Genomic DNA, 6,631 nt, shown 5'->3' on the forward strand with positions numbered 1-6,631 from the left:
GAATGAGTGCCGGAGCGGCCGCCGGCGGACGGCGAGCCGTCCGCCGGCCTCCTTTGCTGTCCGGAGCCGGCAGCCGGCGCCCGGTCACCATCGTCACGCTCGTCCTGGCGATCCTCATCGCGTTGGCCGTCGCGGGCAACGCGGGCGCGTTCAGCAGGCCGCTGGACTTCCTGGACTTCGGAGCGGGAGTGCTCTCGCTGGTGTCGCTCACCGCCACCGTGCTGTGGGGTCTGGCATCCACCGACCGGCTGCTGCTGCACTCCAGTCACCGGCTCCTCGCCCAGGGGGTGCACCGGGGTCTGGCGAGCAGCGGACTCGGTTTCCTCGCCCTGCACATCTGGGTGAAGGTGCAACGACAGGAGACCAGCGCGGGTGCCGCGGCCGTGCCCTTCACCGACGGCCGCCAGCCCCTGCTGATCGGGCTCGGCACCCTCGCCGGGTATCTGTTCCTGACCGTGGCGGTGACCGGCGCGGTACGCAGCGCGTTCGCCTCCGGCACGCGCTCGCGCTGGTGGCGGGCCCTGCACATGGGCGCCTATCCGGCCTGGGGCGCGTCGCTGCTGCACGGTCTGAAAGCCGGCCGGCCCGCGAGCACCTGGGTGACGGTGTCCTACATCCTGTGCCTGCTCGGCATCGTCGTGGTCCTCACCGTGCGGCTCAGGACCCGGCAGAAGCGAACGGCCGCCGGAGCGCAGGCCGTGACGGCCGCCGCCTACCGGGTCGTCCCACCGCGTGAGCCGGACCGCCCACCGAGGGCCGCTCTCTACGTGCCCCGCCAGGACACGGGCACCATGGACCGCTCCGGCGGGCGGGTCGACAGCACTGCTGGATGGCGGCCGTGAACGGCCCCCGCCCGGCCATCGGTTGTGTCGGACCGCCCCGGGTGCTCGCCGGACTGGACGAGGTGCCGCGGCTGGACCGTGTCACCCATCTGGCCGTGCACGGCTCGCTGCCCCGGCTGCGGCCGGAGGAACTGCTGGCGCTCGCCGAGGACATCGACCTGCGCGGCCGCGGGGGAGCGGGCTTCCCGTTCGCCCGGAAACTGAAGTCGGTGACCCGGGCGGCCGAGAGCCGGGACGGCCGTACGGCCGTCGTCGTCAACGGCAGCGAGGGCGAGCCCAGCTGCCTCAAGGACACGGCGCTGCTGCTGCACTCCCCGCATCTGGTGATCGACGGAGCACTGCTGGCCGCCGCGGCGCTGAACGCCGAGGAGGTCGTCGTCGGGGTGACCAGGACCGACGTCGAGCAGTCCGTTCGGGACGCCATCTACGAACGCGGCCCGGTCGGCCTCAAGCTCCGGGTGACGCTGCTCCCCGAGCGTTTCGTGACGGGCGAGAGTTCCGCTCACGTCAGCGGGCTGAGCGGCGGTCCCGCGCTGCCCTCGGGGCGCTCCATCCGGACGAGCGACCGGGGCCTGGGCGGTCTGCCCACCCTGCTGTCCAACACCGAGACATACGCCCAGCTCGCCCTCGCGGCACGGGTCGGCGCACTGGGCTACCGCTCGGTGGGCCTGCCGACGGAGCCGGGCACGCTGCTGCTGACCGTCGCCGGGGCCACGGTGATGGAGACACCGACCGGTGTCCCGCTGTCGTACATCCTGGAACTGTGCGGGCTCGGCCCCGGTCAGGGTGTGCTGGTCGGCGGCTATCACGGCAAGTGGCTGGACCCGTACTCCGCGAAGGCGGCGGAGATATCCCGCGAATCCCTGGTCTCGTTCGGCGCGGTGCTCGGAGCCGGAGCGGTGCTGCCGCTGCCCGACGACACCTGCCCGGCCGGTGAGGTGTTGCGGGTCACCCGTTGGATGGCCGGGGAATCCGCAGGTCAGTGCGGACCCTGCGTACTGGGGCTGCCGGCGCTCGCCGACACCCTCGAACTGGCCGTCCGCGGAGGCGGCCAGGCCGCGCTCGACGCCGTCCAGGCCCGCATGCAATCGGTCAGGCGCCGCGGCGCCTGCAGCCACCCCGACGGGACGTCGAACTTCGTGGAGTCGGCGCTCGCCACGTTCCCGGACGAGTTCTACGACCACGCGCTCGGCAGCGGCTGCGGCCGGCCGGTCCTGGGGACCCTCCCGCTGCGCGCCGACGAGACCGCCGCGGCGCCGGCCGCCGAAGAGAGCACCGAGCGGCTGCTCGTGGACTGGACGCGGTGCCAGGGGCACGGGCTCTGCATGGACGTTCTCCCCGAGATCATCCAGCTCGGCGCCGACGGCTATCCGGAGAAGGCGTCGATGGAACTGCCCGGGCGGCTGCGCCCGAAGGCGCTGCGCGCGATACGCCGCTGCCCCGCCCTCGCGCTGCGCATCCAGGACTAGGGCGCGTGCCAGGCGTCGTGGGCCAGGCGGGACTTTCGCCACACGCCCTAGACCCGTCCGGCGGGCGGGCTCGACCGCTCGCCCCACGACGGCAATTCCCGTCGTCACGTGGGCAAATGCCCTGCGTCCACGCAGCGTTGAATCTCTCGGTTCTTGCTCTGATGTGACAAGTTTTGATTCGGCTGAACACCCACCAGGGTCCCCCCGTATCCATGAGCAACGGCGAGCGAATCCGCCGGACCGAATGCGAAGGAGCAGTCATGGTAAACAGGCGTCGAGCGGCATTCGCTGGAGCGGCCACCGTGGTACTTCTGCTGACGGCAGGATGCGGCAGCAGCGAAAAGGGCAACAACGCCCAGGGAACCAATGTCCAGCCCGCTGGAGACAGCAAGGACATCGGGACCGGATACGGCTCGGATTACGGTGCCAGCAGTACGGGCGGATACGGCACCGACGCCCAGGCGGGCGCGAAGAAGGGCGAGCCGGCCAAGGAGCTGGCGGTGCGCAGCGACGGGAAGCTGGGGCCGATCGTCACCGACAGCAAGGGGTTCACCCTCTACCGGTTCGACAAGGACACCGCCCAGCCGCCCAAGTCCAACTGTGACGGCGCCTGCGCCATCACCTGGCCCGCCGTGCCGGCGGACGACGCCACCGCCTCCGCGGGCATCAAGCCCGAGCTGCTGGGTGAGGTCATCAGGACCGACGGCAGCCGCCAACTGACCCTCGCGGGCTGGCCGGTGTACCGCTACGCCATGGACACCCAGGCCGGCGACACCAAGGGCCACGGGGTCGGCGGTACGTGGAACGCGCTGGCGCCCGACGGCAAGAAGGCCGGACAGCAGGCCGCTGCCCCCGCCCCCAGCCCCAGCCAGACCCAAAGCCAGGTCAGCGACGTGCAGCTGTCGGTCACCGACAACGACGAACTGGGCAAGATCATCGTCGACGGCAAGATGCGGACGCTCTACCGCTTCAACAAGGACAGCGCCTGGCCGATGAAGTTCGCCTGCCTCGACGCCTGCCTGAACACCTGGAAGCCCGCCAAGCCCGTCGACAAGACCAAGGTGCGCGGAGTGGCGTCCAAGCTGGTCGGCACCGTCACCCGGCCCGACGGAACGAAGCAGCTCGCCATCGACTGCTGGCCCGTCTACTGGTTCACCGGGGACGAGAAGCCCGGTGACATCAACGGCCAGGGCAAGATGGGTCTGTGGTTCGCGGTCACCCAGGGTGGCAAGAAGGCCGGCGCGGGTTCCTAGCACCGTCCTCCCCGGCGCCCATCCGCACGGGGAGGACCGGGCCCGGCCACCGGGCCCCGGCCTCCCCGTGCGGGCACCCGCCCCGCACGGGGAGAAGAAGCAGAGTCGCGGAACGACGGAATTCCGTAATTCCGACCGAATCAATGGGGTTGATGTGCCGAATTTGCGACTGGGACGTGTCGTCGCGGCGCTGTGTGTGGTCCTGCTGAGCGGCTGCACCGGGAATGCGCACACGAAAAGCACGGCGGCAGCAGTTCCCACCACCGTACCGGCGGTCGCCGGCCCCGCTTCGATACAGCAGATCGCCGCTGTTCTCGGCTGCAAGGCCGAAATCAGCGTGGTCGCGACGGAACTGCGACAGGGTTCGTGCCGCACCGGGCAGGGCGAGTTCCGCATGCTCACCTTCGCCGCGGAAACCGGCCAGCGCGACTGGCTGACCGAGGCCCAGGCGTACGGCGGCATCTACCTCGTCGGGACCCGCTGGATCGTCACGGCCCAGTCCCAGGAGGCCCTGAAGGGCCTGCGTGCGACGCTCGGCGGAACGATCCAGGCGGCACCGGAGCACGCGGGGCACGGCGGCTGAGCCACCCCCGGGCGTACCCGGTGCGTCGCACCGCCCACCGTCCCGCGCGCACCCCCCGTCACCCACCGGACCGCAGGCCGGCGCGCACCCAGCGCGGCTGTCGGCGCGACGGCCGGCTCCGCCGGCGCACCGCCGTCCCGAGGGCCAGGACCGCGACGGGGTCGCCCGATGTGCAGGCCGCCCAGGCCACTCCGGTGAGCAGGGGTCCGACGGCGTCGTGCTCCGGCACAGTGCACGCGGCCTCCAGCATCCCGGCGAGCGCACGCGGTCCGGTGGGCGCCCCGGTCAGCAGATACCGGGTCTCGCGCAGCCAGTCCTCCGTGGGGCGGACCTTCCTGGCGGTGCCGCAGTGCGCGAGGAGTTCGATGACCCCGTCGTCGAACAGCACCGGGCCGAGCGCGTCCCGGACGGCACCGCCGAAGGGTTCCGCGGCAGGAAACAGCCGAGCGTCCCTCTCGAGGAGGTCCGGGGCGGGAGGGATCGCGTCGTGCGGTTCCGGTTCCGGCGGGGCCGGGTCGTGTGACGGCGAGTCGGTGGCGTCAGGGACGTCGAGCGGCGCGCTGGGAGGCCGGCCGTGGCGGCGGGCCCGGAACCGCGGGCGGCTCAGCGCCGCCGCGATCCGCGGTGTCAGCCAGTGCGTCGATGCCATCGCGCCCCCGTCCCCCGACCGCACCGTACCCCGGCGTGCGGAGCCGGCGGGAGCACTTCGCGTGCGAGGAACAAACGGACTGGTCACGTCACTTCACCGCGTTCCCGGTCCCCAGCGCTGCGGGCGGCGGCGGAAACTGCTGCCAAAGCGCCGACCGGACGCGTGGACACCACCCGTGGTGAACGGGTGTGCTGGAGAGCGGCTTTCCGCGGGACCACCGTCCGCTCGCTCATCCGTCTCGTCCGCTCCTTCAGGAGGGCATGTGTCGCTCCATCCCCAAGTGGAGACCCTGCGCGCGCGCCTCGTCGCCGCCGGGACCCGGCCCCTGTACACACTGGATCTCGCCGAGGCGCGTGCGGCCGACCTGGCCGCCGCCCGGTCCGCCGGCGGGGTCCCGGAGCCCGTCGGGAGCGTCCTCGACGCCGAGATCCCGGGGCCCGGCGGGCTGCTGCCCGTCCGGGTGTACCGGCCGGAGTCCGACGGCCGCCCGCTCCCCCTGCTCTGCTACTTCTTCGGCGGCGGCTGGACCCTCGGCACGCTCGACACCTGTGACGCGATCTGCCGCAGGCTCGCCAACGCGGCAGGGTGCGTCGTGGTGTCGGTGGGCTACCGGCTCGCCCCGGAGCACAAGTTCCCCGCCGCGCTGTACGACTGCCGGGCCGCCGTCGAATGGATCGCCGGGCACGCCGACGCGCACGGCGCCGACGGTTCGCGGCTCGCGCTGGGCGGTGACAGCGCGGGCGCCAACCTCGCCGCCGCCCTGGCGCTGCACCTGCGCGACCACGGAGGCCCGCCGATCGCCGCCCAGTTGCTGGTGTACCCCAACACCGACCATCTCGCCGACACCGCGTCGCGGCGCGAGAACCAGGACACGGTGTTCTTCAACCACCGTTCGGTGGACTGGTACTGGCGGCACTACCTGGCCGATCCGGCGCACGGTGCGGACCCGTACGCGTCACCGCTGCGCGCCGGGGACCTCGGCGGGCTGCCGCCCGCGCTGGTGATCACGGCGGAGTACGACCCGCTGCGGGACGAGGGCGAGCAGTACGCAGAATGCCTCGCCGCCGCCGGGGTGCCGGTGGCGCTGAGCCGGTACGACGGCATGATCCATGGATTCTTCGCGATGCCGGGGGAGTTGGATGCCGCCACCACCGCCCAGGACGAGGCGGCCGCGTTCCTGGCCGAGCGGCTCGCGGAGGTGCGCGTATGACCTCGCCGACTCCCGCCGGAGACACCGCGCTGCGGATCGAGGATCTGCACGGTTCGCTCCGCGACCCGGTGCTCGACGCGATGAACTTCCTCAACGAGGTGGTCTCGCGCTACCCCGAGGCCATCTCGTTCGCGCCGGGCCGCCCCTACGACCCGCTGCTCGACCCCGGCGTCATCACCGACTGCCTCACCGCCTATACCGACCATCTGCGACGGGACCGGGGACTCAGCGAGCCGCAGATCAACACTCTGCTCATGCAGTACGGGCCCACCGCGGGCATCATCCGGGAGCCGATCGCGCGCTCGCTCGCCGAGGACGAGGGCATCGACGTCCCGCCCGAGGCGATCGTGGTGACCGTCGGAGCCCAGGAAGGGATGCTGCTGGTGCTGCGGGCCCTGTGCGCCGGGCCGGACGACGTGCTGCTCGCGCCCTCGCCTTGCTACGTCGGCATCAGCGGTGCGGCCCGGCTGCTCGACATCCCGCTCTTCCCGGTCCCGGAGGGCGAGCACGGGATCGACGCCGCCGACGTGGTGGACGCGGCCCGCCGGGCCCGCGCGCAGGGGCTGCGGCCGCGCGCCCTGTACCTCGTGCCGGACTTCGCCAACCCGTCCGGCGTCTGCATGAC

General features: G+C 72.3%; 7 protein-coding genes. 6 read left to right on the top strand and 1 reads right to left on the bottom strand.

What is annotated here, in order from left to right; genetic code table 11:
- Positions 1 to 2: 2 nt before the first annotated feature.
- The 4 genes from O3W51_RS33945 to O3W51_RS33960 all read left to right on the top strand — a co-directional run bounded on the left by O3W51_RS33945 (position 3) and on the right by O3W51_RS33960 (position 4,147).
- Positions 3 to 842, top strand: coding sequence for a hypothetical protein (locus O3W51_RS33945; protein WP_187144766.1), 840 nt, complete (start codon positions 3 to 5; stop codon positions 840 to 842).
- Positions 839 to 2,311, top strand: a complete 1,473-nt coding sequence (locus tag O3W51_RS33950; RefSeq protein WP_244809009.1) for an NADH-quinone oxidoreductase subunit NuoF family protein — start codon at positions 839 to 841, stop codon at positions 2,309 to 2,311. The genes O3W51_RS33945 and O3W51_RS33950 overlap by 4 nt, the downstream gene beginning before the upstream one ends.
- A gap of 260 nt (positions 2,312 to 2,571) precedes the next feature.
- On the top strand, positions 2,572 to 3,564 hold the full coding sequence (locus O3W51_RS33955) for an SCO0930 family lipoprotein (protein ID WP_164608056.1): 993 nt from the start codon (positions 2,572 to 2,574) through the stop codon (positions 3,562 to 3,564).
- Between the two features lie 163 nt (positions 3,565 to 3,727).
- Complete coding sequence (locus O3W51_RS33960; RefSeq protein ID WP_269288232.1) at positions 3,728 to 4,147, top strand: hypothetical protein; 420 nt, start codon at positions 3,728 to 3,730, stop codon at positions 4,145 to 4,147.
- A gap of 58 nt (positions 4,148 to 4,205) precedes the next feature.
- Here O3W51_RS33960 and O3W51_RS33965 read toward each other — a convergent pair whose 3' ends face one another.
- Positions 4,206 to 4,796 (bottom strand): hypothetical protein, encoded by a 591-nt coding sequence (locus tag O3W51_RS33965; RefSeq protein ID WP_198358285.1) that lies wholly within the window; start codon positions 4,794 to 4,796, stop codon positions 4,206 to 4,208.
- Positions 4,797 to 5,058: 262 nt separating this feature from the next.
- Here O3W51_RS33965 and O3W51_RS33970 point away from each other — a divergent pair, with 262 nt between their 5' ends.
- Complete coding sequence (locus O3W51_RS33970) at positions 5,059 to 6,006, top strand: alpha/beta hydrolase (protein WP_269288234.1); 948 nt, start codon at positions 5,059 to 5,061, stop codon at positions 6,004 to 6,006.
- On the top strand, positions 6,003 to 6,631 hold a 629-nt coding region (locus tag O3W51_RS33975; RefSeq protein WP_269288235.1), incomplete at its 3' end, for an aminotransferase class I/II-fold pyridoxal phosphate-dependent enzyme. The genes O3W51_RS33970 and O3W51_RS33975, both read left to right, overlap by 4 nt.

The organism is Streptomyces sp. H39-C1, assembly GCF_027158125.1.
In the GTDB taxonomy this organism is placed as follows: domain Bacteria; phylum Actinomycetota; class Actinomycetes; order Streptomycetales; family Streptomycetaceae; genus Actinacidiphila; species Actinacidiphila fildesensis.

Bases quoted from the DNA above. Each gene is read 5' to 3' on its own strand.
- O3W51_RS33945 (WP_187144766.1), top strand. From the start codon at position 3: ATGAGTGCCGGAGCGGCCGCCGGCGGACGGCGAGCCGTCCGCCGGCCT.
- O3W51_RS33955 (WP_164608056.1), top strand. From the start codon at position 2,572: ATGGTAAACAGGCGTCGAGCGGCATTCGCTGGAGCGGCCACCGTGGTA.
- O3W51_RS33965 (WP_198358285.1), bottom strand. From the start codon at position 4,796: ATGGCATCGACGCACTGGCTGACACCGCGGATCGCGGCGGCGCTGAGC.